The following is a 22,908-nucleotide window of genomic DNA, read 5'->3' on the forward strand; positions in this document are numbered from 1 at the left end:
AGGAAAATAAATTATGGCTGCAAGCATAGATTGATGTATGCGTACTGTCAAATCAGGCCGTCTGAAAATCTTTTCAGACGGCCTTAGAAAATTTACCGAATTGGCTTTATTCGAATCGTGCTTCGCGCTCCATCAAACGCTCAACCACTTGCTCGGCCGTCAATTCTTTACGGATAAGTTGCAATAATGTATGGGTAATCGGCATATCGATCTGATATTTACACGCCGTGTTAAATACTTCTTCAATAGTGCTGACACCTTCGGAAACATGACCGATTTCGACCAACACTTGATGCAATTCCTTACCCGAAGCCAACCCCAGCCCCACCCGACGGTTACGGGATAACGCTCCGGTACAGGTAAGAATCAAGTCGCCCATGCCGGCCAGACCCATCATGGTTTTCGGCTGTGCGCCCATGACCACTGCCAGTCGGGTTATCTCAGCCAAACCACGGGTTACTAAAGCGGCACGTGCATTTAAACCGTATTCAAGGCCATCTGAAAGACCTGTGGCAATAGCCATGACGTTTTTCACTGCTCCACCAACTGACACACCAATAACGTCTTCACTACCATACAAACGCATCACGCCTGAATTTAATTGCTGTACCACGCTCTCGATCCATGGTTTGTTCTCTGAAGCCAGCACTACCGCACAGGGTAACTGTTTAGCTAATTCTTGTGCAAAACTAGGGCCGGAAAGTACGCCGACTTTATCATTACCGGGTAAAACCTCTTTCAAAACTTGGAAAGTGAGCAAACCGGTATCTTGTTCAAAACCCTTACAAGCTGCCAAAACAGGCAGGTGGGAATAGCCGTTATCTGACAACAGTTTGGCACTATCACGCAAACCCGCTACGGAGGTAACGATCAAAGCCAATTCGCTCCCGCTTAATGCTTCGGATAAGGAAGTACATGCCTTTAAAGCCTCTGGTAACTCGAATCCAGGCAAGTATCGCTTATTTTCACTATCTTGTTGCAAAGCACGCATATGTGCTTCATTTCTCGCCCACATAGAAACTTCATGACCCTGCTTGGAAAAATGTATAGCCAACGCTGTTCCCCAAGCACCGGCACCTATCACTGTAATTTTCATCTCATTCTCACTTTCCGAAACTGCCGCCAACTTTAAAACAATCATGCCCCGCATGCAAGCTTTAATACCCCCTCCTTTACACGCTACATCCTAAAGTCAACAAAGGAATCAAATGTTGTACTTCATCACTGTTTTTTAATAATCCTCAGCTACATTTTGAGTACCGCCACACTTAACCTAAAACTATTGCCCTGATAAAATAAACCAATAGCATAAGCATACCTAATTTTAAGATTGACTTAAGGCAAAGTTTCCAAGAAACAACCACTCTATACTCTAACCAAGCACATAACGATACCTACCCAAAGGGAAAACTACCATATCTGCCACTACCTGACGAACACAATCAAAATATTCAGAAAGGAACCATAATGAAACTTACTATGAAAAAGTCCGCACTGGGATTAGCTACGCTATTTACTTTGGCTGCCTGTAACCAACAGCAATCCGCATCCTCTCCAGAGCAACCTGCAGCTGCAAGTGCCGCATCGGCTCCAACCGCATCAGCATCACAAGCCCAATATGACAATAGCAATGCCTCCGCTGAAGATAAAGATCTGCTGACCAAAGCACAAGGTATTTTCCAACCACTACCCGATCGCGCAGAAATGGAGAAAATCCACCCATTCACAGACGAGCAAGTCAAATTAGGGCATCAATTATGGTATGAACCACGCTTATCACGCGGCAATACTGTTAGCTGCAACTCTTGCCACAACTTGGCTTCTTATGGCGTTGACAACCTACCGACTAGTCCCGGTGATAAAAGCCAGCTAGGTGCCCGCAACTCACCTACTGCCCTAAATGCAGCTTTGCTGGGCAGCCAATTCTGGGATGGTCGTGCACCCGATGTAGAAGCACAAGCAGGCGGCCCGTTACTCAATCCGGTAGAAATGGCAATGCCTGACGAAGCATCCGTTGCGGCCAAAATCTCCCATATTCCCGAGTACCAAGAAATGTTCAAGGCTGCCTATCCGGATAAAGGCGGCGAGATCAACTTTGCCAATATTACTGACGCGATTGCAGCATTCGAACGCACCTTGCTGACACCAACCCGCTGGGATGAGTATCTCAAAGGTAATATCAGCGCCTTGAACGACCAAGAACGAAAAGGTGTTAAAGCATTTATCGACAACGGCTGTATTGCCTGCCACTCAGGCGTTACCTTAGGCGGCAACTCATTCCAAAAATTCGGCCTGGTTGACGGTCCCTACTGGAAATTCACCGGCAGCAAAAACCATGACGAAGGCCGCTTCCAGGTTACCAAAACAGAAAGCGATAAATTCGTATTCCGTGTTCCCGGCCTTCGCAACGTCGCCAAAACTTACCCATACTTCCACGATGGTAGCGTTTGGGAATTAGATAAAGCTGTTTCAATTATGGGACAAGCCCAACTGGGTAAACAATTGCCTAAAGAAGATGTAGACAATATCGTTGCCTTCCTCGGCACACTCACTGCTCCTGCTCCGGAGTCTGCCCGCGTATTGCCGGTATTGCCTTCATCAACCGCAGAGCAAGCCCGCCCTGCTACAGATAAGTAAGTAAATTCAATATTTGGATTTTTTCCTAGTCTGAAATATTGAACCGCCTAAACCAATGCCGTCCGAATTAATTCAGACGGCATTATCTTTTTCCCAAAGTAGCTTTGCTTTTATACATACCATCTCTTAACTCTATCAATCTAATAGGCTATTAATAATTTCGCTTGTTTAAAGCATACCCCCTCAAGCAAAACCGGGTATTTCCAACAGTATGACTACCTAACCAACTATTCTCTCACTCGCAAACCAACCTCATCTATGATTAACGACATATATGGAGCGTAACCAAATCTATATAAAAATGAAGAAGCCGTCTGAAAATATTTCAAACGGCCTTTAAAAAACAATATTTCGAGTTATCTAAAATTTTTAATCAGTAAACTTTTTAAATACCAGCGTACCATTCGTACCGCCGAAACCGAATGAATTGGAAATAGCCACATCGATTTTCACATCACGAGCTTCATTGGCACAGTAATCCAAATCACAGCCTGATTCAGTATCTTGCTCGAAAATGTTGATGGTCGGCGGCGATTTTTGCTCGTGAACGGCCAACACGCTGTACACGGCTTCAACACCACCTGCCGCACCCAGCAAATGACCGGTCATTGATTTGGTAGAGTTCACCACGATTTTACGTGCATGTTCTTCTCCCAGTGCCAACTTCAAAGCATTTGTTTCATTGGCATCACCCAAAGGCGTAGAAGTACCGTGAGCGTTAACATAATCCACATCTGTCGCATTCAAACCGGCATCATGCAAAGCACGTGTAATCGCCAAAGCTGGTCCTTCCACATTCGGAGCGGTAATATGATAAGCATCCGAGCTCATACCAAAACCAACCAGCTCTGCATATATCTTGGCACCGCGTTTTTTCGCATGTTCCAATTCTTCCAATACCAAAATACCGGCACCTTCGCCCATTACAAAACCATCCCGGCCTTTATCCCATGGTCGTGAAGCAGTTTTAGGATCATCATTACGAGTAGAGAGGGCCTTCATAGCAGCAAAACCGCCCATACCGAGAGTACAAATCGCACCTTCTGCGCCGCCGGCAATCATAATATCGGCATCACCATATTTGATTAGGCGTGCCGAATCCCCGATAGCGTGCGCTCCGGTGGTACAAGCGGAAACCATACCGTAGCTGGGACCACGATAGCCTTTGAGAATAGTAACGTGTCCGGCGATCAAATTAATCAGTGATCCGGGAATAAAAAAGGGATTAATTTTCCGCGGGCCGACTTCTTGTACAGCAGTGCCGGTTGCTTCAATGCTAGGCAAACCGCCGATACCCGAACCGATATTGACGCCTACACGGTCTTTGTCCAAACCTTCAATATCATCCAATCCCGCATCGGCGACGGCCTGTAAAGCAGCTGCGATACCGTAATGAATAAAAACATCCATACGGCGGGCTTCTTTAGCGCTGATATAGTCACCGATATTGAAATCTTTTACTTCACCCGCGATTTGGCAGTTTAGCTCAGAGGCATCAAAGCGGGTAATGGTATCGATACCGCTTCGGCCGGCCAACAGGTTGTTCCATGCGGTTGTCACATCGTTGCCCACCGGCGACACTTGTCCCAAACCGGTAATGACCACTCTTCTCTGGCTCATAGCTGTCTCACTATTATATTTAGGTTAGGATGGCTGCAACCTTAATGACTCCCGGCTGCAGGCCGTCTGAAATTCAAAATTGACGGTACATAAGTAAGGAAAAGCCCCTGTCGGCAGGCAAACCCGCAGCAGAGGCCGATTTATTGCATTAAATGCAAATTAACCGTTGTGAGCGGTGATATAGTCGATCGCCAACTGAACGGTAGTGATTTTTTCAGCTTCCTCATCGGGAATTTCGCAGCCGAAGGCTTCTTCCAAAGCCATTACCAGCTCAACGGTATCCAGAGAGTCGGCACCCAAATCGTCTTGGAATGAAGATTCGTTTTTAACTTCAGCTTCATTCACACCCAATTGTTCGGCAACAATTTTTTTAACTTGTTGTTCAATATTTGACATGTTGGTCAGTCCTTATATGCCTTAAGTTTGCAAAATTAAGGCGGGTTAAGAAAATTATTAATTCGGCGTATTGTACCGAATCAGTTTAGAGTTTTCCATCTAAATTTTCGCTTTGCTATATGACTTCAGCAGTTACGTGATATCTGCCTGCTCGCAAATAACGTTACAGGGCATATTATCATAGGCTTATTTTGAACCACAAGCTGCTTTTCATCCCATATATTTATCAAACATTTACACCGGTAGAAAACCCCAAAAACCATTTTCCGCACACCGATTTCAGCCGTATTCCACCCCATCTGGCAACAATTCCTCATGCTAAATTTTGCTGTAAAAAGTACAACACGCCAGCCAGCTCGGCTGCTGTTTGGGTCTGAGTAGTATTTCCTACATGCCCCCCGCTTTGCGGAGCAAACAGCCAACTTTGAGGAGAAATTGTACGAAGTTTGGCATAAAACTTAAGGGCGTGCGCAGGATGCACCCTATCATCAGAAAAACTGGTAGTGATCAGTGCCGGCGGGTATTTCCGGCCGTCCGAAAGATGATGATAAGGAGATAACGAGGCCAAAGCTGTTTTTTCATCGGGGTTATCAGGGTCTCCATATTCATCGATCCAGCTTGCACCTGCCGACAATTGGGTATAAGCCAACATATCGGTAAGCGGTACTTCGCACACCAGTGCACCGATACTTTCGGGTGCGCGCACAAATGCGGCCGCAGTTATCAAGCCACCGTTGCTGCCGCCCTGCAAACCGATACGGGCAGGTGAACTTAAACCTCGTGCGGCAATATCACGCACTACGGCTACCAAATCTTCAACACTTTTATATTTGTTTTTCCGCTGCGCTGCACGGTGCCAATTCGGCCCGAACTCGCCGCCACCACGGATATTAGCTACAACGAAAGCATATCCTTTTTCCAACCAATGCCGGCCTATCGTGCCGAGGTAGTGCGGCAGTTCGGGCATGCCGAAACCACCGTACGCATACACCAGCGTAGGCGTATCCACGCCTGATGTTTTACCTACATGGTAATACGGGATATGCGTTCCGTCTTCCGATTCGGCATAAAACTGCCGTACCCGGACATCTGTAGCATCAAATTGTTTAGGCTGTCGGCGCAGCACAGTCAGTTCCATTACTTGCAAATCAAGTGCAAACAGGGTGAGAGGGGTTGTAAAATCTCCGGCAGCAATATAAACCACATCCCCGCCCCACGGCTGATCGGTAATTTCCAAAGCCCCCTGAGGCAGCGCAGGCACTTCGACCTCCTGCCATTGACCGTTGGCAAAACGCCATGCTTTCAGACGGCCCGAAACATTATCAAGAATACCGGCCACCACAAAACGCTTCGTGGTTTCCACACTTTCCAATGCTTGTCTTTCATTAGGGGAGAATAACAATTGCGCACCGCCAAGCTCTCCCTTGTTCAGTTTTACCGCAACCAAACTGCCCGCCGGATAACAATGGTTAGCGCGTTGCCAGTCACTGCGCAAATGCAGCATCAGCTGACCAGCAAGATATCCGCTGATCTCGCAATCTGCAGGCAGGTTCAAACGCTGCACCAAACCTTCGGCCGACACTTGAAAATAGTCTTTAGTAAAAAAACCGCCGGCCGCTTCGATTAAATCTATCGGCGCACCCTGACCGTCCAAATAACGCCAGGCATTGACCATCATGCCGTCTGAATCCATCTGATAAACAGGCTGAGCTTCCGAAAAACTTTGCCCCCGCCGCATCAACCATACTTCCCGAGGATACCCGGAACGGGTGAGCTGTCTTTCGTCCCACGCAGGACAAACCCATACGCTGTCGGCATCCCGCCAAGCAATATGGCTTTTTCCCGCCGGAAAATGAAAACCGCCCTCAACCAATGCACCCTTGTTCAAATCAAATTCGAGCGTATAAGCCGTATCACTGCCTTCCACGCTCAGGCTTAGCAATACCTGATGGGGTGCTTCCACATAATGCGACACACCGTCTAAGTAAACACCGTCACCCAAAATTTCATCAAAATCAGCAACTGAGAATAATATCTGCCAATCAGGAATCCCCGCCCGGAAAGATGCTGCCGTACACATCCGGTACACTCCTTTGGGGTAGTCCGCACTTTGGTGGAAGTGATACATCCGCCCCCGATGCTCTTGGCAAAAGGGAATTTGCCTTTCGTCTTGCAGCTGACGGGTAATATCATCCGCCATCGAGAGAAAGGTATCATCATTACAAAACCGCGCTAAAGTTTCGGCATGCGCGGCAGAAGCAAACTCACGGGTAATGGAGGAAGACAAATCGTGCAGATAAGAATAAGGGTCTTGCATAAAATCTTGCATGGGTAAAGAGGCCGTCTGAAAGCAAAAAGGCGATTATAATACGTAACACTCTCTGCTATGAAAGGATGTACAATGAATGCCCTACCCTACCAAGCCATGATTGAACAGATGACCGATTCCGTCATATATGCCGATTCTGAAGGCATTATCCGCGCATGGAATCACGCATCAGAAAAAATGTTCGGTTTTAGCGCCGCCGAAGCCATTGGCCAAAGTTTGGATATCATTATTCCCGAAAAATTGCGCGCTCCGCACTGGAAGGGTTTCCATTCCGCAATCTCGACGGGGGCAACCCGAAGCGGCGGACAAGCCACACGCACCAAAGCCCTGCATAAAACAGGCAAATATATTTATGCGGAGGTGAGTTTCTGCATCATTACCGATCCCGCAAACAGCAAGCGGGGTGCTCTGTCCGTCGCCCGTCCCGCCCATAAAAACCAAACGGGCGTATAATACCGCCAGCATGCCGGACAATCGTCCGGCATGCTGTTTCAAAGATTAATAAAGAAATTAAAGATTGCATCATGAACATTGACACCAAACGCAGCCACACCCAAGCCATGCTCGACAATGCCGATTTATTGTTCGATGAAAGCCAATGCCGAAGTGCCTTGCAAAACCTTGCCGACCGTATTAGTGCCGACTTGGGCGACAAATACCCTCTACTGCTGCCCGTAATGGGCGGTGCCGTTGTTTTTACCGGCCAACTGCTGCCACTGTTACGCTTTCCTCTGGATTTCGACTATGTTCACGTTTCTCGCTACGGCGACAAACTCGAAGGCGGCAACTTCAATTGGCTGCGCATGCCCCGGCCCGAAAACATCCGGGGCCGCCATGTCGTAGTACTCGATGACATTCTCGACGAGGGACATACCATGGCGGCCATTAAAGAAAAACTACTGGAAATGGGCGCGGCCAGCTGCTCGGCGGCTGTCTTCGCCAATAAACTAATCAGCAAACCCAAGCCTATCACCGCTGACTATATCGGCTTAAACGTTCCCGACCGCTACGTATTCGGCTACGGTATGGATGCGGCCGGCGCCTGGCGCAATCTCGGCGAAATTTACGCACTGAAAAACGAAAGCTGACAAACCATTTCCAGGCCGTCTGAAACCCTCTTTTCAGACGGCCCGATTAGTCTTATAGTCTGCATTATTCCAAACTATCCGTATGCAGCCATATTTGAAACAGCCTGATATACAGCCAAACAAGAAAGCCACAATTCCAATATGATCGGTTTACTTATCATTACCCACGAAACCCTAGGCGAAGCCTACCGCAGCCTGGCACAACATTTCTTTTTGGGCGAGCCGCCGGGAAATATCCGTATTCTCGGCGTAGAGCATAATGAAAACCATGAAGACATCATCCAACGCGCCCAGTCGGTTATCCACGAAATCAACAGCGGTTACGGCGTTTTAGTATTAACCGATATATTCGGTGCAACACCCTGTAACGCAGCCAGAAAGCTTGTTCGAGAAAACGAAGTGGCCATACTCACCGGAATCAACGCTCCGATGATGCTCAAAGCCACCCAATACAGTACCCAAGAAACCGATTTGACTAAATTCATTCAAACGGTAAAGAATGCCGGCATCAACGGTATTCTCGACATCACCACCCCGCCCGAAGGAGCTTGCCGCCCATGCTGAAACAAGAAATCGAAATCATCAACAAACTCGGCCTGCATGCACGGGCTTCAAGCAAATTCACCCAAACTGCATCTGGCTTTCAAAGCGAAGTATGGGTTAGTCGAAACGACCGCCGCGTAAACGGTAAAAGCATCATGGGTCTGATGATGTTGGCAGCCGCCAAAGGCAGCATTATCGAACTCGAAACAGACGGCCCCGACGAAGCTGCCGCCATGCAAGCGCTCACCAACCTGATCAACGACTATTTCGGCGAAGGCGAATAACCATGAGTATCGTGCTGCACGGCATCGCCGCAGGCAAAGGCATTGCCATTGGGCGTGCCCACCTGATTGCACGCGGCATTAACGAAGTACCGCAATTCGACATACTACCCAACGAATTGGCTTCCGAAAAAGCACGCTTCGAAGCCGCCATCAAGGCCACACGTAAAGAGCTGGAACAACTTCGCAGTGCAATTCCCGAAAACGCACCAGCGGAACTAGGTGCATTCATTTCTCTGCATTTGATGCTGCTTACCGATGCTACCCTCTCACGCGATCCCGTCGATATCATTGAAGAGCAAAACATTAATGCCGAATGGGCATTAAAACTGCAAACCGACAAACTGGCCAAACAATTCGACGAAATCGATGATGCCTATCTGCGCGAGCGCAAACAAGATATGCTGCAAGTGGTTGAGCGTATCCACAACAACCTTATCGGCCAAGGCAACGAAATCAACCTGCAAACCAACCTGCTTGATGACACCGTTCTGATCGCGCACGACCTTTCCCCCGCCGATACAGTGCATTTTAAAGAACAGCGTATTGCCGGCTTCGTAACCGATGCAGGCGGTTCTACCAGCCACACCGCTATTTTAGGGCGCAGCCTCGATATCCCGTCCGTTATCGGCCTGCACAACGCTCGTAAACTCATCAGCGAAGACGAATGGGTTATCGTTGACGGCATTAACGGTATTCTGATTATTAACCCCGACGAATTGGTTTTGGCAGAATACCGCCAACGTATGCGCCAATACCGTTTGCGCAAGCGGGAGTTAAACAAGCTCAAAAAAACCGCCGCTACTACCAAAGACGGCATCAATATCGAATTACTGGCCAATATAGAATCGGTTGAAGACATTAAATCGCTACATAATATGGGCGCAGACGGCGTCGGCCTGTTCCGCAGCGAATTTCTCTACCTCAACCGGGACAACCTACCCGATGAAAACGAACAGTACGAAGTATATTCCGCCATCATTAAAAAACTCAAAGGCAAGCAGTTCACCATCCGTACCGTAGATTTAGGCGTTGATAAAAATCCGCGCTGGTTCGGGCAAAACGCTACGCCCAATGGGAGCCTCAACCCTGCCCTCGGCCTGACCGGTATCCGCTTATGTTTGGCCGAACCGGTCATGTTCCGCACACAGATGAAAGCCATCTTACGCGCCTCCGTACACGGCAAAGTAAAAATGATGTGGCCGATGATCACCTCTCTGTCCGAACTCAAACAATGCCTCGTACACTACGAAACAGCCAAACGCCAACTTGAAGAGCGCGGCGAAACATACGGCGAGGTAGAGCTTGGCTGCATGATTGAAATCCCGTCAGCCGCACTAACGGTAAGCAGTCTGCTGAAACTGGTCGACTTCGTATCCATCGGCACCAACGACCTGATCCAATACACCTTATCGGTCGACCGCGGCGACGACAGCGTCAGCTATCTTTACCAACCCGGCCACCCGGCAGTACTCAAGCTGATACTGCACGTTATCCGAACCGCCAACCGCATGGGAAAAACCGTATCCGTCTGCGGCGAAATGGCCGGCGATACCACCTTTACCCGGGTGCTGCTGGGCATGGGTCTGCGGCGTTTTTCCATGAATCCCAACAATCTGCTGGCGGTGAAAGACATCGTTTTACACAGTAATACGGATACGCTTGAAGGAGATATCGTCAAACTGATGCGAAACGAAGATCCTGAAAAAACCGAAAAACTGCTCAAAATCATCAATGCGGCAGAAAGCGACATCTAAACCACCCCTATAAAATTTTCAGACGGCCTGATACAAGCAATATCAGGCCGTCTGAATACCGTCACCCCGAAATATCCCATACCCGCAATCTGCATTATTTACAAAATTCCCTGCCGAAACTGCTATAATTCCGCCCTGATTTTCTATTTTTAAGCATATAAAAGCCAAATCATGCAAGAACATTACCAACCTTCCGCCATCGAAACCGCCGCCCAGGAAAAATGGGAAAAAGCGCGCTTATTTAATGTCAGCGAAGACAGCAGCAAACCCAAATACTACTGCCTTTCCATGTTCCCCTACCCCAGCGGCAAGCTGCACATGGGACATGTACGCAACTATACCATTGGCGACGTACTTTCCCGATTCAAACTACTCAACGGCTACAACGTCATGCAGCCCATGGGATGGGACGCCTTCGGTATGCCGGCTGAAAATGCCGCAATGAAACACCAAGTGGCGCCGGCAAAATGGACTTACGAAAATATCGCCTACATGAAACAGCAGCTCAAAAGCTTGGGCTTCGCCATTGATTGGGAGCGTGAAATCGCCACCTGCACCCCCGAATACTATCGTTGGGAACAATGGCTATTTACCAAACTGTTTGAAAAAGGCATCGTTTACCGCAAAAACGGCACCGTAAACTGGGATCCGGTAGACCAAACCGTACTCGCCAACGAGCAAGTAATAGATGGTCGCGGCTGGCGCTCGGGCGCGTTGATTGAAAAACGCGAAATCCCGATGTATTACTTCAAAATCACCGACTACGCCGAGGAACTTCTGGCCGATCTCGACAAGCTCGAAAACTGGCCCGAACAAGTAAAAACCATGCAACGCAACTGGATCGGCAAATCACGCGGTATGCAGGTCCGCTTTAAAGTCGATGCAGACAGCCGCAGCGGTTTGGAAGGCGAATATGCCGATTATTTACAGGTTTACACCACCCGCCCCGATACCCTGATGGGCGCCACTTACGTTGCCGTAGCTGCCGAGCATCCGCTGGCTACCGCCGCCGCGGCCAACAAACCCGAACTGCAAGCCTTTATCACCGAATGCAAATCCGGCAGCGTCGCCGAAGCCGATATGGCGACAATGGAGAAAAAAGGCGTACCTACGGGCCGCTATGTCATCAATCCGCTAAACGGCGACAAACTCGAAGTTTGGATTGCCAATTATGTATTGTGGGGCTATGGCGACGGCGCCGTCATGGCCGTTCCCGCCCACGACGAGCGCGATTTCGAATTTGCTGCCAAATACGCACTGCCCATGAAGCAAGTGATTGCTGTTGAAGGAGAAACCTTCGACGCTACCCAATGGCAGGAATGGTATGCCGATAAAGAAAACGGCACACTGATCAACAGCGGCAAATACGACGGCATGAATTTTCAGACGGCCTTCGATACTATGGCCTCCGACTTACAGGCTGCCCATGCAGGCGCACCGAAAACCCAATACCGCCTGCGCGACTGGGGTATTTCGCGCCAACGTTACTGGGGCTGCCCGATTCCGATTATCCATTGCGACTGCTGCGGCGATGTCCCCGTACCAGCCGAGCAGCTACCTGTCGTACTGCCTGAAGACGTTGTTCCCGATGGTACAGGTTCTCCGCTGGCTAAAATGCCCGAATTCTATGAAACCACCTGCCCCAAATGCGGCGCGCCTGCCAAACGCGAAACCGACACCATGGATACCTTCATGGAATCGAGCTGGTATCCGTTCCGCTATATGTCTCCCCGCTTCGAAGAAGGTATGGTAGAGCCGCAAGCGGCCGCTTATTGGGGTGCGGTAGACCAATACATCGGCGGTATCGAACACGCTATTTTGCACCTACTCTATGCGCGCTTCTTCACCAAGCTGATGCGCGACGAGGGCCTGATTAATGTAGACGAACCGTTTGAACGCTTGCTCACCCAAGGCATGGTGGTGTGCGACACCTACTATCGCGAAGGTGAAAACGGCAGCAAAAACTGGATTAACCCCGCCGATGTCGAACTAACCTTCGACGAAAAAGGCCGCCCCGTTTCCGCCGTATTGAAAGCAGACGGTTTGCCCGTCATCATCAGCGGCACTGAAAAAATGTCGAAATCAAAAAACAACGGCGTCGACCCGCAAGCTCTGATTGATGCTTACGGGGCCGATACCGCCCGTTTGTTTATGATGTTTGCCTCACCGCCCGAGCAATCGTTGGAGTGGAGTGACAGCGGTGTAGAGGGCGCCCACCGCTTCTTGCGCCGCTTGTGGCGCACGGTGTACGAATACACCGCCAAAGGCGGCACGGTTACCGCGTTTACGGGCGACCAAAGCGGTTTGAGCAAAGCACTGAAAGAGTTGCGCTTCAAACTACACAGCACAATTGCCAAAGTAGGTGATGACTACGGACGCCGCCTACAATTCAACACCGCTATTGCCGCTGTGATGGAATTGCTCAACCAATACGACGCTTGCGTTAAAAACGGTGATTGCGACAGCGCCGAAGGCCGCGCCGTGGCCCAAGAAGTACTCGAGGCTACCGTGCGTCTGCTGTGGCCGATTGTGCCGCATATTTGCGAAACCCTTTGGAGCGAGTTACGCCCGGATACCGCATTATGGGAAGCCGCTTGGCCACAAACCGATGAAGCCGCATTGGTAAAATCGGAAATCGAAATCATGGTGCAGGTAAACGGCAAATTACGCGGCAAAGTCACTGTTGCCGCAGATGCTTCAAAAGATACCGTGGAAGCCGCCGCACTCGCATCTGAAGGCGCGGTAAAATTCATGGATGGCAAACCGGCCAAGAAAGTTATTGTTGTTCCGGGGCGATTGGTCAATATCGTGGTTTAAACATACCACTTAAAAATGCCGTCTGAAACTTTAGATTTCAGACGGCATTTTTCATTACAAAGGAACCTTGCACATATAAATGCCATCGAACAAGTATGATTCCCAATGAATTGATTTTCATCATTTACCAAGCCGCCTGAAAATTTTCAGGCGGCTTGGTAAATACCCATTCATTTAACTCATTGAGATACTTTTCCGATTATCCATTTATAAAGACAGTACCCGACGTCATGACTGCCGAGCCGCCCCCACCACTGCTACCGCCCGACAAGCCGAATGATATAAATGCTGCCGATTCCCAAAGCATGCCGTTACTGCCCGACAGCGACACTGCTGCTGCGTCAGAGCAAAATATCGGACTGTCCGCCCGCTCCACAGTCAAAAAGAAAAAAAGCGGCAGTAGAAAAACAAAAAATACCACCACCCAACCTGAGAGCGGCAACACCAGTAACATCGGCACCTCAAAAGGTGTAGAAACCATGTTCCGAAACGCCTTTCGCACTGAATTGGAACTAATTGCCCTAGCCGCCACTAAAGCGAACATCATGATTTCGCTCAACGGTTTTATCGTATCGGCTCTGATGATTTCGGGAGCGTTTATTTTCGCTTCGTCACCGGCTTTTCTTGTCCCTGCGGGCATTTTTATGTTTACCGCCGCCGCATCCATCGTATTTGCCCTGATTTCCGCCTCTCCCGAACGGGCAGGGCTGCCGCGTGCAGTGTGGGCATGGTTAAAAGACGTTGCCGCCCGTCGGGCAAAACTACACGATTTCAAACAACGCATACTCTATGCCGACAGTGCTTTTTCAGACGGCAGCAGCCAACCCAATATCCTGATTTACGAGGACCGCGCACGGCTTTCCAAAAGCGAATACTGGGAACAGATGCAGGAAATACTGTCCAGCCGGCACGACGTTTACCATAAAATGAGCGACCAGCTTTACTGGCTGGGAATGATTGCCAACAAAAAATTCAAATATCTGAATATGTCTTATACTGTTTTCCGCTGGGGTTTGCTGGCTTCCGTTATCGCCTTTGTAGGTGTTAAATCCATCCAAAGCATCATGCCCGTACTGGCCGACACCGGACAGGCCATCAAATTGCGCAACTTAGGTATTAACGATTTCGACAATATCTACGAACCTTCCGCCGTCCAACAACTGCCCGACGGTCGTCTGCTGGTAGTGGAAGACGAACCTTCCCGTGCCTTCAGTCTGGTGAAATTCACCGAAGACGGCACACTGTATGAAGATGAAGCGTTGGATTTTCGGCTTATCCGAAGCTTTCAGCGGAAGCTCAGTGATTTGGAAGGCTTGGCACGCGATAACGAAGGCTATATTTACGCTACCACCTCGCATTCTCGCAATAAAAAAGGCGAACGCCGCCCGGACAGGGAGCATATGTTGCGCTTCAAAATCGAAGGCAACAACGTACACGACCTACGCTACTTTTCCGGCCTGACCGATACCCTTGCCGAGTCTGACACACTCAACAAACTCATCCGTTCGAAAATCAACGCGCAAGTGGATTTTGAAAAAATCAATATCGAAGGATTACTATATGACCGCAAACAAAACCGCCTGATGCTGGGCTTCCGCGAACCAATGGTCAACGAGCTTTCCATGATCGTCGTGATTGGCAATCCGAAAGAAATGTTTGAAAACCAAGCAAAGCCTGAATTCACCGATGTAATTTTTCTCAATCTCAACGGCGGCGGCATTCGGGCGCTCAGCTATGACCCGGTGCTGGATACATTCATGATTGTCAACGAAATTACCGGCTACGAAGACAACCCCTATTCGCAGCTGTGGACCTGGAATGGTAACCCGCAAAGCGAACCAGAGCAGCTCGCCCTACCCGAAATCATCAACCTCAACAATGTCGAATCCATAGATTCCGTTACCATTAACGGAGAATCCCGACTAATGATTATGAGCGATGAAGGCAATGAAAAAAAGAAAAGGCCGGCAAAATATATGATGCTGGATTACAATCAGCTAAAGCAGTAAAGCATTATAAAGAGGCCGTCTGAAAAATTATTTTCAGACGGCCTAAATTGATAAACCAAACCCAATGATTATAGCTCAAACTATGCGCCCGGTTTACCTCAGGCAGAGCAATAGGTTTTACCCAAACGCTTGGGCTATAATTGCCACTTTATTTCGCCTCTCAATACAATATGACTACCGCCTGCCCCTGCCAATCAGGTCTTCCCTATACGGAATGCTGCCAACCTTTTCACAATGGCACGGCTACCGCCCCAAATGCCGAAGCATTGATGCGTTCGCGCTATTGCGCTTATGTACTCCATCACATTGATTATATTATCGACACTACCGTTCCGGCCCAGCAACCATTGCTCGACCGCTCCGAGATACAGCATTGGAGCGAATCCACCCGATGGCAGGGCTTAAACGTATTGGCCCATCATCCGAATATCTCGAAAAACCATGCACAAGTAGAATTTAAAGCCCTTTATAGCGAGAACGGCCAAACACAAGTTCATCACGAACTTTCCGCGTTCGTGCGAATTGGGGAAGATTGGTATTTCATAGACCCCACGGTTCCCCTCCCCGGTATGAAGCACCCTTGTTTTTGCGGTTCGGCAAAAAAATTTAAAGCGTGCTGCGGACAGTTTTTCAAATAAGCCTTTCCTCACTTAAGGCCGTCTGAAATCCGGATAAGCACTCATACATATTAATAATAAAAACAAAGATGGCAGATCCGCCGAAAACAAAGCAGCCAAATTTTCCAGACAAAAAAAACCATTCACGCCAAGGGAGAAGCATGAATGGTCAATACATTGCGGGAAAACGTCTTACTCACTACTTCGATCACTTCAAGGAAAAGCAATCTCTGTCAGCGGTTTCTATTGTAACTATTTCAGTTTTAAATAGCGTTAAACTGTGCAATCGTTATATCAATTCAGCCTAAGCTTTACTTACGTTATTGCATTATTATTTTTCTTCGCCCGGAATCTTCAATTAAACAAAACCGCCTGATGATTATTGGTTATCCCTTATCCATTTGAGCCAATTCGCAAACACCTGCGGCTGCAAACCTGCAATCACCGACCTGCTGAATACATGCTCACCGCTCCAGAAGTCATCTCCCTCCAAAGTGGCCAAACATCCCCCGGCTTCTTCAAAAATCAACGCGCCTGCGGCGTAATCCCACAATTTCTGTCCGCCGTGCACATATACGTCATACCGTCCGGCTGCCAAATAACACCAATCCAAAGTGCTGCTACCCAAACTGCGGATACTGCCTACCGGCGCCAACGTATTCATCCGGCTCGAAAGTTTTCCCGAACGCAGATATTTGATTTCCACACCGGCGATTGCCTCATGCAGATGCTTGTGCACACTACGCAAAGGCAGGCTGCGGCCGTTTAGAAACGCCCCTTCGCCACGCTTTGCATAAAAGCATTCGTCGCTTACCGGATTGAATACCACTCCCAACTGTGCCCGCCCGTGTTTGATGTAAGCTGCCGAAAGTGCGAAATGCGGCAGGCCGTTGATAAAATTATTGGTACCGTCTATCGGATCGACTACCCACAAGCCCTCTTCGTTGTAGTGCCATAACTCGCGCTGTTCAACAGCCGTCATTTCCTCACCCAGCATCGGACAATCGATAATCGCAGGCAATCCAGCCGCAAAAGCAGACTGAGCCGCCAAATCAGCTTCGGTCAGCAAAGAACCGTCTAATTTACGGCTCACGACCGCATCCAAAAAACGCGGCATTACCTCGGTTTGCGCCACCTCGCGCACCAGCGACTGTAATCGGTTTAACACTGTGGTTCGTCCTTAACTACTAATACTTGATATTTGTGCGGATAGAAGTCAATATTACCATTTTAACAACCAATATACACCCTGCCTTTATGCCACGTTTTTACGTTCCCGCAGAATTAAATCCCGCCCAAGTGTTGGAACTACCCGATACCGTTGTCCGCCACCTGCATGTTCTGCGGGTTAAGGCAGGCGAAATGATCACCCTGTTCAACGGCAACGGCCATAGCTATCTCTCCCGCCTTACTTTACTTGAAAAACGACGCGCACATGCCGAAATTCTGAACCGTGAAACACCGGATAACGAATCACCCCTGAAAATCACGCTGATTCAAGCCGTATCCAGCGGCGAGCGCATGGATTTCACCCTGCAAAAAAGTGTCGAGCTGGGCGTTACCGAAATCCGCCCTGTTATCAGCGAACGCAGTATTGTCCGGCTTTCGGGCGAACGTGCCGACAAACGCGTCGCACGCTGGCAGGAAATCGTTATCGCCGCTTGCGAGCAAAGCGGCCGCAATATCATCCCCCCCGTATTACCGCTGGTTTCCTACCGTGAGGCATTGGCACAGCTGCCACCTGCTGATGTCCACCTGCTAATGAGCTTGAACCGTGCCCTCAGCCTTGCGGATTCTGCTACCGCCCCCCAATCCCTAACTTTCATGGTCGGCCCCGAAGGCGGCTGGAGCGAAACCGAAGAAGAGGCGGCATTTACCGCAGGATTCCAATCCGTTACCTTAGGTCCGCGTGTATTACGCACCGAAACCGCATCTCTGGCCGCCATTGCCGCCATGCAGACCCTATGGGGTGATTTCGTATAACCCAGATGCCCCTCTCCTGTGTTAACTCTCACCATACATACCATTTATGAATCATGCCGTCTGAAATATTATTTTCAGACGGCATGATTCATTACTATCATATACAAACCGTGTTTTACTGCATCGCTTCGGATGCAAACAATGTTTCACATATCTTATCAACCCGACTACAAAACAGTATGTTAAATTACTCTCCCAACCCTAATACCTAGGAAAAACACATGCTGAATAAACCATTGGCACTCGGTATGCTGGCTGCAGCCGCTGCCCTACCCGCGCAGGCTGAAACCCTGAATTATAATATCGTTGAATTTTCGGAAAGCGCCAGCATTGAAGTTCCACGAGACATCATGACCATCCGCCTGACTATTAATGAAGAAGGTGCAGACCGTGCTGCAGTCAACCGCGCATTTGTACAAAAATACAATTCGCTGAACCGCCGTCTCGAAAGCAACCGCGCATTCAAGAGCGAACTGTTAAACCGCAATGCCTATCCCCGCTACCAATACAAAAACGGCAAGCAAACCCAAATCGGCTGGCAGGAAAGCGCGCAAATTAAAGTAGAAAGCAAAGATTTCGCCGCCTTAAACCGCCTGATTGCCGAAGCACAAAACGAAGCCTCGCTAAACGACACATCATTTAGCATATCCGACAAAAAACGCGAAGAAGTGATAGATGAGGTCAGCAAAGCCGCTCTCAACCGCTTTAAAAACCGTGCTGATACACTAAGCCGCACCCTCGGATTTTCAGGCTATAAAATTGTACGCCTCAACTTAGGACAAATCGGCAACCAACCCTTGGAATATGCCGCTCCCGTTGCCGCCATGCGTACTATGAAAATGTCAGATAGTGCAGGAGAAATAGCCGAAGCTCCCAACCCCGGTACCGAAGACATCAGTATTACCGTAAACGGCACGATTCAAATGTAAACCCGCCACTGTAATAAAACAACTTGCCGAAAGGGACATATACGCCCTTTTGGCATATCACGCCGCAATAAATCGGGAGAAATCATGAAAAACAAAATTGTACAGTTTACTGCAATGGCCACCGCTGCAATATTAGCCGTTAGCGGCTGTACCGCCGTTGCCGATATGGCAGGTTATGACACCGCCACTTTAAATGCGAGTGCCGCCCAAGGTTACAATAAAGTCATCACCCAAGCGCGCTCGAAAGATTTGTTGGATACGACCTCCCAAACCTACCGCCGCATTCATGCCGTATTCAACCGTATGAAGCCTTATGCGGAGCGGGCTAATACCACGGGCATTCCGTTTGCATGGCAGATGAGCGTAATCAAATCAGACCAACCCAACGCTTGGGCCATGCCCAGTGGAAAAATGGCCATGTATACCGGCATGGTCGACAAGCTCAATCTGACCGATGATGAGATCGCTGCTGTAATCGGCCATGAAATGACCCATGCCTTACACGAGCACAGCAAAAAAGCAGTCGGCCAACAAGTCCTCACGGGCTTAGCCGCCGATATCGGCAGCAGTGTTTTGAGTGCCAAAACCGGCATCAGCACCGATGCAGCCAACTTTTCTACCGGCCTGCTTGGCGAGCTGGGTCTTAATATGCCTTTTTCGCGCAATCAGGAAAGCGACGCCGATGCAGGCGGCCTACGCCTGATGGCACAAGCCGGCTACAACCCTGCCGCCGCAGTTACGGTTTGGGAAAAAATGAACAAAATCCAAAACAATAACACGACACTGAATGCATTGCTTTCCACCCACCCCACCAATAATGCGCGTATTGCCTCTATCCGCAAGATGCTTCCGGAAGTTATGCCGATTTACCAGCAAAACCGCCGCTGATGACTCTTAGCCAGCTACCATTATTATCCGGCCGTCTGAATATCATTTCAGACGGCCTTCCCTATTTAGAGAAACACACTACCGAAACTTAAATATCCCCCCGGCCTTACACCGGCCACAAACCAAACGAATCATTTTAGCTATCCCTCATTCCTACCTTGTAAAGTATTCCTATTTATAACGAATTAGTTTATGATTGGAATGCTACTGCATACTACAATATGCGTATCCCCACCAGAAGAAAAACTGCACAAAAAAGGAACGAAGAGATGTTAGAAGCCTATCGTAAAGCTGCCGCAGAACGCGAAGCAATGGGTATTCCCGCCCTTCCCCTCACCGCACAGCAAACCGCTGATTTGGTTGAGTTGTTAAAAAACCCGCCCGAAGGCGAAGGCGAATTTTTGGTCGACTTACTGGCCAATCGCATTCCTCCCGGTGTAGACGATGCATCTAAAGTCAAAGCCTCTTTCTTGGCCGCCATTGCAGAAGGCAGTGCCACCAGTCCGTTGGTTTCTCCTGAATACGCTACTAAGCTTTTGGGAACCATGCTCGGCGGCTACAACATCTACCCGCTGATCGAACTACTGGACAACGAAAAACTGGCACCGATTGCAGCAGAAGGTTTGAAGCATACCCTGCTGATGTTCGATTCATTCCACGACGTGCAGGAAAAAGCTGAAAAAGGCAACGCCCATGCCAAAGCCGTGTTGGAATCATGGGCTAATGCCGAATGGTTTACCTCTCGTGAAAAAGTACCCGAAAAAATCACCGTTACCGTATTCAAAGTAGACGGCGAAACCAATACCGACGATCTCTCTCCGGCACCCGATGCGTGGAGTCGTCCCGATATCCCGCTGCATGCACTGGCGATGTTAAAAAACCCCCGCCCGGGCATCGATCCCGACAAACCGGGTGAAATCGGCCCGATCAAATTATTGGAAGAACTAAAAGCCAAGGGCCATCTCGTTGCTTACGTAGGCGACGTAGTCGGCACAGGTTCTTCACGCAAATCCGCAACCAACTCGGTAATCTGGCACACCGGCCACGATATTCCTTTTGTTCCGAACAAGCGCTTCGGCGGCGTATGCTTGGGCGGCAAAATTGCACCTATCTTCTTCAATACTCAAGAAGACTCGGGCGCACTACCGATCGAGGTAGACGTATCCAAACTGCACATGGGCGATGTTGTCGACATCCTGCCCTACGAAGGTAAAATTGTAAAAGACGGCGAAACCGTTGCCGAATTCGAACTGAAATCACAAGTATTACTGGATGAAGTACAAGCCGGCGGCCGCATCAACTTGATTATTGGCCGTGGCTTAACTGCCAAAGCCCGCGAAGCTTTAGGCCTGCCGCCCTCAACCGAATTCCGCCTGCCGCAAGCTCCGGCCGCCAGCAATGCCGGTTTCTCACTGGCGCAAAAAATGGTCGGCCGTGCCTGCGGTCTGCCTGAAGGCCAAGGCGTACGTCCCGGCACTTACTGTGAACCGAAAATGACTACCGTAGGCTCGCAAGATACTACCGGCCCGATGACTCGCGACGAATTGAAAGATTTGGCCTGCTTGGGCTTCTCTGCCGATTTGGTAATGCAGTCGTTCTGCCACACTGCCGCCTATCCCAAACCGGTAGACGTGAAAACCCATAAAGAGCTGCCGGAATTTATCTCCACCCGCGGCGGTGTTTCTCTGCGCCCGGGCGACGGTGTAATCCATTCATGGCTTAACCGTCTGCTGTTACCGGATACCGTAGGTACCGGCGGTGACTCACACACCCGCTTCCCGCTGGGTATTTCATTCCCTGCCGGCTCAGGTTTGGTAGCATTTGCAGCGGCCACAGGTGTAATGCCCCTAGATATGCCGGAATCGGTATTGGTACGCTTTAGCGGCAAACTGCAGCCGGGCGTTACCCTGCGCGATTTGGTAAACGCTATTCCTCTGTATGCCATCAAAGCAGGCTTGCTAACCGTAGCCAAAGCCGGCAAGAAAAATATTTTCTCCGGCCGTATTCTCGAAATCGAGGGTCTGCCGGATTTGAAAGTAGAACAGGCTTTTGAATTATCGGATGCCTCTGCCGAACGTTCTGCTGCCGGCTGTACCGTAAAACTAAATAAAGAGCCGGTTATCGAGTATATGAAATCTAATATCGTGTTGATGAAAAACATGATTGCCGACGGCTACAAAGATCCGCGCACTCTAGAGCGCCGTATTAAAGCCATGGAGAAATGGCTGGCCGATCCTCAATTGCTCGAAGCAGATAAAGACGCGGAATACGCTGCCGTTATCGAAATCAATATGGATGACATCAAAGAACCGATCGTTGCATGCCCGAACGACCCCGATGATGTGAAATTCCTGTCTGAAGTAAGCGGCACACCTATCGATGAAGTATTTATCGGTTCGTGCATGACCAACATCGGCCATTTCCGCGCAGCCGGCAAACTGTTGGAAGGCAAATCGGATATTCCGGTACGCCTCTGGGTTGCTCCTCCTACCAAAATGGATGCCCAACAGCTGACTGAAGAAGGCTATTACGGTATTCTCGGCCGTAGCGGCGCGCGCATGGAAATGCCGGGTTGCTCACTGTGTATGGGTAACCAAGCACAAGTACGTGAAGGTGCTACCGTGGTTTCTACCTCTACCCGTAACTTCCCGAACCGCTTGGGTAAAAATACCAATGTTTACCTAGCCTCGGCCGAACTGGCGGCTATCTGCTCGAAACTGGGCCGTATCCCGACTGTTGAGGAATACCAAGCCAATATCGGCATCATCAACGAAAAAGGTGCGGAAGTTTACCGTTACATGAACTTCAACGAAATCGACAGCTATAATGAAGTTGCCGAGAAAGTAAACCTCTAATACCTGATACGGTGATAATAAGGCCATCTGAAAAACCTATTATCACAACTCCACAAACACCCGTCGGATAAGCCGGACGGGTGTTTTTTATTGCCTGCTTATCTTTGTATTATTAGACTGCCGTCTGCATTCAACGGAAGCGGCTACATCAATAATATA

18 protein-coding genes are annotated in these 22,908 nt (G+C 49.2%); 13 read left to right on the top strand and 5 right to left on the bottom strand.

The features are described 5' to 3' along the window. Nucleotides 1-106: 106 nt before the first annotated feature. The gene (locus tag ACEPPX_RS04155; RefSeq protein ID WP_416623145.1) at nt 107-1,096 is read right to left on the bottom strand and encodes an NAD(P)H-dependent glycerol-3-phosphate dehydrogenase; all 990 of its coding nucleotides are present in this window, start codon (nt 1,094-1,096) and stop codon (nt 107-109) included. A gap of 371 nt (nt 1,097-1,467) precedes the next feature. On the opposite strand from ACEPPX_RS04155, the gene ACEPPX_RS04160 reads away from it, so the two are divergent. Then, complete coding sequence (locus tag ACEPPX_RS04160) at nt 1,468-2,637, top strand: cytochrome-c peroxidase (RefSeq protein WP_416623050.1); 1,170 nt, start codon at nt 1,468-1,470, stop codon at nt 2,635-2,637. A 369-nt stretch (nt 2,638-3,006) separates the two neighbouring features. Here ACEPPX_RS04160 and fabF read toward each other — a convergent pair whose 3' ends face one another. The 3 genes from fabF to ACEPPX_RS04175 form a co-directional block, all read right to left on the bottom strand. Next, on the bottom strand, nt 3,007-4,257 hold the full coding sequence (gene fabF, locus ACEPPX_RS04165; protein WP_416623051.1) for a beta-ketoacyl-ACP synthase II: 1,251 nt from the start codon (nt 4,255-4,257) through the stop codon (nt 3,007-3,009). 159 nt (nt 4,258-4,416) lie between these two features. Beyond that, a complete protein-coding gene (gene acpP, locus ACEPPX_RS04170; RefSeq protein ID WP_047759914.1) occupies nt 4,417-4,653 on the bottom strand; it encodes an acyl carrier protein in 237 nt (78 codons plus the stop codon). 313 nt (nt 4,654-4,966) lie between these two features. Then, nucleotides 4,967-6,970, bottom strand: a complete 2,004-nt coding sequence (locus ACEPPX_RS04175) for a prolyl oligopeptidase family serine peptidase (protein WP_416623146.1) — start codon at nt 6,968-6,970, stop codon at nt 4,967-4,969. Nucleotides 6,971-7,054: 84 nt separating this feature from the next. Between ACEPPX_RS04175 and ACEPPX_RS04180 the strand changes: the two genes are divergently transcribed. The 8 genes from ACEPPX_RS04180 to ACEPPX_RS04215 all read left to right on the top strand — a co-directional run bounded on the left by ACEPPX_RS04180 (nt 7,055) and on the right by ACEPPX_RS04215 (nt 16,115). Continuing rightward, nucleotides 7,055-7,435 (top strand): PAS domain-containing protein, encoded by a 381-nt coding sequence (locus tag ACEPPX_RS04180; RefSeq protein WP_416623052.1) that lies wholly within the window; start codon nt 7,055-7,057, stop codon nt 7,433-7,435. A 71-nt stretch (nt 7,436-7,506) separates the two neighbouring features. After that, nucleotides 7,507-8,070, top strand: a complete 564-nt coding sequence (locus tag ACEPPX_RS04185; RefSeq protein ID WP_416623053.1) for a hypoxanthine-guanine phosphoribosyltransferase — start codon at nt 7,507-7,509, stop codon at nt 8,068-8,070. A gap of 141 nt (nt 8,071-8,211) precedes the next feature. Next, nucleotides 8,212-8,634: a PTS sugar transporter subunit IIA gene (locus ACEPPX_RS04190; RefSeq protein ID WP_416623054.1), complete on the top strand. Its 423-nt coding sequence runs from the start codon at nt 8,212-8,214 to the stop codon at nt 8,632-8,634. After that, a complete protein-coding gene (locus ACEPPX_RS04195; protein WP_047759919.1) occupies nt 8,628-8,897 on the top strand; it encodes an HPr family phosphocarrier protein in 270 nt (89 codons plus the stop codon). Before ACEPPX_RS04190 ends, ACEPPX_RS04195 begins: the two co-directional genes overlap by 7 nt. 2 nt (nt 8,898-8,899) lie before the next feature. Then, nucleotides 8,900-10,651 (top strand): phosphoenolpyruvate--protein phosphotransferase, encoded by a 1,752-nt coding sequence (gene ptsP / locus ACEPPX_RS04200; RefSeq protein ID WP_416623055.1) that lies wholly within the window; start codon nt 8,900-8,902, stop codon nt 10,649-10,651. A gap of 171 nt (nt 10,652-10,822) precedes the next feature. After that, entirely contained in the window at nt 10,823-13,468 is a 2,646-nt protein-coding gene (gene leuS / locus ACEPPX_RS04205; protein WP_416623056.1) for a leucine--tRNA ligase, read from the top strand. A 230-nt stretch (nt 13,469-13,698) separates the two neighbouring features. Beyond that, entirely contained in the window at nt 13,699-15,477 is a 1,779-nt protein-coding gene (locus ACEPPX_RS04210; protein ID WP_416623057.1) for a DUF3616 domain-containing protein, read from the top strand. Nucleotides 15,478-15,647: 170 nt separating this feature from the next. Then, a complete protein-coding gene (locus tag ACEPPX_RS04215; protein WP_416623058.1) occupies nt 15,648-16,115 on the top strand; it encodes a YchJ family protein in 468 nt (155 codons plus the stop codon). A 358-nt stretch (nt 16,116-16,473) separates the two neighbouring features. On the opposite strand, the gene ACEPPX_RS04220 is transcribed toward ACEPPX_RS04215, so the two are convergent. Continuing rightward, the gene (locus ACEPPX_RS04220; RefSeq protein WP_416623059.1) at nt 16,474-17,262 is read right to left on the bottom strand and encodes an inositol monophosphatase family protein; all 789 of its coding nucleotides are present in this window, start codon (nt 17,260-17,262) and stop codon (nt 16,474-16,476) included. Nucleotides 17,263-17,351: 89 nt separating this feature from the next. On the opposite strand from ACEPPX_RS04220, the gene ACEPPX_RS04225 reads away from it, so the two are divergent. From ACEPPX_RS04225 to acnB, 4 genes are all read left to right on the top strand, one after another. After that, entirely contained in the window at nt 17,352-18,077 is a 726-nt protein-coding gene (locus ACEPPX_RS04225; RefSeq protein ID WP_416623060.1) for a 16S rRNA (uracil(1498)-N(3))-methyltransferase, read from the top strand. Nucleotides 18,078-18,298: 221 nt separating this feature from the next. Beyond that, nucleotides 18,299-19,006, top strand: a complete 708-nt coding sequence (locus ACEPPX_RS04230) for an SIMPL domain-containing protein (protein ID WP_416623061.1) — start codon at nt 18,299-18,301, stop codon at nt 19,004-19,006. Nucleotides 19,007-19,090: 84 nt separating this feature from the next. Then, nucleotides 19,091-19,894: a M48 family metallopeptidase gene (locus ACEPPX_RS04235; RefSeq protein WP_416623062.1), complete on the top strand. Its 804-nt coding sequence runs from the start codon at nt 19,091-19,093 to the stop codon at nt 19,892-19,894. A 269-nt stretch (nt 19,895-20,163) separates the two neighbouring features. Beyond that, a complete protein-coding gene (acnB, locus tag ACEPPX_RS04240; RefSeq protein WP_416623063.1) occupies nt 20,164-22,749 on the top strand; it encodes a bifunctional aconitate hydratase 2/2-methylisocitrate dehydratase in 2,586 nt (861 codons plus the stop codon). Nucleotides 22,750-22,908: the final 159 nt, after the last annotated feature.

Source organism: Neisseria sp. S1 (assembly GCF_048060015.1).
In the GTDB taxonomy this organism is placed as follows: domain Bacteria; phylum Pseudomonadota; class Gammaproteobacteria; order Burkholderiales; family Neisseriaceae; genus Neisseria; species Neisseria arctica.

Excerpts from the sequence above, each read along its gene's own strand:
- ptsP (WP_416623055.1), top strand. The coding sequence starts at position 8,900 with ATGAGTATCGTGCTGCACGGCATCGCCGCAGGCAAAGGCATTGCCATT.
- ACEPPX_RS04185 (WP_416623053.1), top strand. The coding sequence starts at position 7,507 with ATGAACATTGACACCAAACGCAGCCACACCCAAGCCATGCTCGACAAT.
- ACEPPX_RS04210 (WP_416623057.1), top strand. The coding sequence starts at position 13,699 with ATGACTGCCGAGCCGCCCCCACCACTGCTACCGCCCGACAAGCCGAAT.
- fabF (WP_416623051.1), bottom strand. The coding sequence starts at position 4,257 with ATGAGCCAGAGAAGAGTGGTCATTACCGGTTTGGGACAAGTGTCGCCG.
- ACEPPX_RS04180 (WP_416623052.1), top strand. The coding sequence starts at position 7,055 with ATGAATGCCCTACCCTACCAAGCCATGATTGAACAGATGACCGATTCC.
- leuS (WP_416623056.1), top strand. The coding sequence starts at position 10,823 with ATGCAAGAACATTACCAACCTTCCGCCATCGAAACCGCCGCCCAGGAA.
- ACEPPX_RS04235 (WP_416623062.1), top strand. The coding sequence starts at position 19,091 with ATGAAAAACAAAATTGTACAGTTTACTGCAATGGCCACCGCTGCAATA.
- ACEPPX_RS04215 (WP_416623058.1), top strand. The coding sequence starts at position 15,648 with ATGACTACCGCCTGCCCCTGCCAATCAGGTCTTCCCTATACGGAATGC.
- ACEPPX_RS04155 (WP_416623145.1), bottom strand. The coding sequence starts at position 1,096 with ATGAAAATTACAGTGATAGGTGCCGGTGCTTGGGGAACAGCGTTGGCT.
- ACEPPX_RS04175 (WP_416623146.1), bottom strand. The coding sequence starts at position 6,970 with ATGCAAGACCCTTATTCTTATCTGCACGATTTGTCTTCCTCCATTACC.
- ACEPPX_RS04160 (WP_416623050.1), top strand. The coding sequence starts at position 1,468 with ATGAAACTTACTATGAAAAAGTCCGCACTGGGATTAGCTACGCTATTT.
- ACEPPX_RS04230 (WP_416623061.1), top strand. The coding sequence starts at position 18,299 with ATGCTGAATAAACCATTGGCACTCGGTATGCTGGCTGCAGCCGCTGCC.
- ACEPPX_RS04190 (WP_416623054.1), top strand. The coding sequence starts at position 8,212 with ATGATCGGTTTACTTATCATTACCCACGAAACCCTAGGCGAAGCCTAC.
- ACEPPX_RS04195 (WP_047759919.1), top strand. The coding sequence starts at position 8,628 with ATGCTGAAACAAGAAATCGAAATCATCAACAAACTCGGCCTGCATGCA.
- ACEPPX_RS04225 (WP_416623060.1), top strand. The coding sequence starts at position 17,352 with ATGCCACGTTTTTACGTTCCCGCAGAATTAAATCCCGCCCAAGTGTTG.
- acnB (WP_416623063.1), top strand. The coding sequence starts at position 20,164 with ATGTTAGAAGCCTATCGTAAAGCTGCCGCAGAACGCGAAGCAATGGGT.
- acpP (WP_047759914.1), bottom strand. The coding sequence starts at position 4,653 with ATGTCAAATATTGAACAACAAGTTAAAAAAATTGTTGCCGAACAATTG.